Genomic DNA, 1,468 nt, shown 5'->3' with positions numbered 1-1,468 from the left:
GGATTTGTTGGGCGGCGAGCGGCGGACGGGTGAGTAATGCCTAGGAAATTGCCCTGATGTGGGGGATAACCATTGGAAACGATGGCTAATACCGCATGATGCCTACGGGCCAAAGAGGGGGACCTTCGGGCCTCTCGCGTCAGGATATGCCTAGGTGGGATTAGCTAGTTGGTGAGGTAAGGGCTCACCAAGGCGACGATCCCTAGCTGGTCTGAGAGGATGATCAGCCACACTGGAACTGAGACACGGTCCAGACTCCTACGGGAGGCAGCAGTGGGGAATATTGCACAATGGGCGCAAGCCTGATGCAGCCATGCCGCGTGTGTGAAGAAGGCCTTCGGGTTGTAAAGCACTTTCAGTAGGGAGGAAGGTTCATGCGTTAATAGCGTATGGATTTGACGTTACCTACAGAAGAAGCACCGGCTAACTCCGTGCCAGCAGCCGCGGTAATACGGAGGGTGCGAGCGTTAATCGGAATTACTGGGCGTAAAGCGCATGCAGGTGGTTTGTTAAGTCAGATGTGAAAGCCCGGGGCTCAACCTCGGAATTGCATTTGAAACTGGCAGACTAGAGTACTGTAGAGGGGGGTAGAATTTCAGGTGTAGCGGTGAAATGCGTAGAGATCTGAAGGAATACCGGTGGCGAAGGCGGCCCCCTGGACAGATACTGACACTCAGATGCGAAAGCGTGGGGAGCAAACAGGATTAGATACCCTGGTAGTCCACGCCGTAAACGATGTCTACTTGGAGGTTGTGGCCTTGAGCCGTGGCTTTCGGAGCTAACGCGTTAAGTAGACCGCCTGGGGAGTACGGTCGCAAGATTAAAACTCAAATGAATTGACGGGGGCCCGCACAAGCGGTGGAGCATGTGGTTTAATTCGATGCAACGCGAAGAACCTTACCTACTCTTGACATCCAGAGAAGCCAGTAGAGATACAGGTGTGCCTTCGGGAACTCTGAGACAGGTGCTGCATGGCTGTCGTCAGCTCGTGTTGTGAAATGTTGGGTTAAGTCCCGCAACGAGCGCAACCCTTATCCTTGTTTGCCAGCGAGTAATGTCGGGAACTCCAGGGAGACTGCCGGTGATAAACCGGAGGAAGGTGGGGACGACGTCAAGTCATCATGGCCCTTACGAGTAGGGCTACACACGTGCTACAATGGCGCATACAGAGGGCAGCCAACTTGCGAAAGTGAGCGAATCCCAAAAAGTGCGTCGTAGTCCGGATTGGAGTCTGCAACTCGACTCCATGAAGTCGGAATCGCTAGTAATCGTGGATCAGAATGCCACGGTGAATACGTTCCCGGGCCTTGTACACACCGCCCGTCACACCATGGGAGTGGGCTGCAAAAGAAGTAGGTAGTTTAACCTTTCGGGGAGGACGCTTACCACTTTGTGGTTCATGACTGGGGTGAAGTCGTAACAAGGTAGCGCTAGGGGAACCTGGCGCTGGATCACCTCCTTATACGAT

Annotated in this window: 1 rRNA gene; it reads left to right on the top strand. The window is 54.0% G+C overall.

Going from position 1 to position 1,468, the window contains the following annotated elements:
• Nucleotides 1-1,462 (top strand): 16S ribosomal RNA (locus KHN78_RS00035); the annotation flags it as partial.
• Nucleotides 1,463-1,468: the final 6 nt, after the last annotated feature.

The sequence above is a fragment of the Vibrio sp. B1REV9 genome (assembly GCF_905175395.2).
Lineage (GTDB): Bacteria > Pseudomonadota > Gammaproteobacteria > Enterobacterales > Vibrionaceae > Vibrio > Vibrio alfacsensis.
This window is presented reverse-complemented; position numbering and strand designations above follow the sequence as displayed.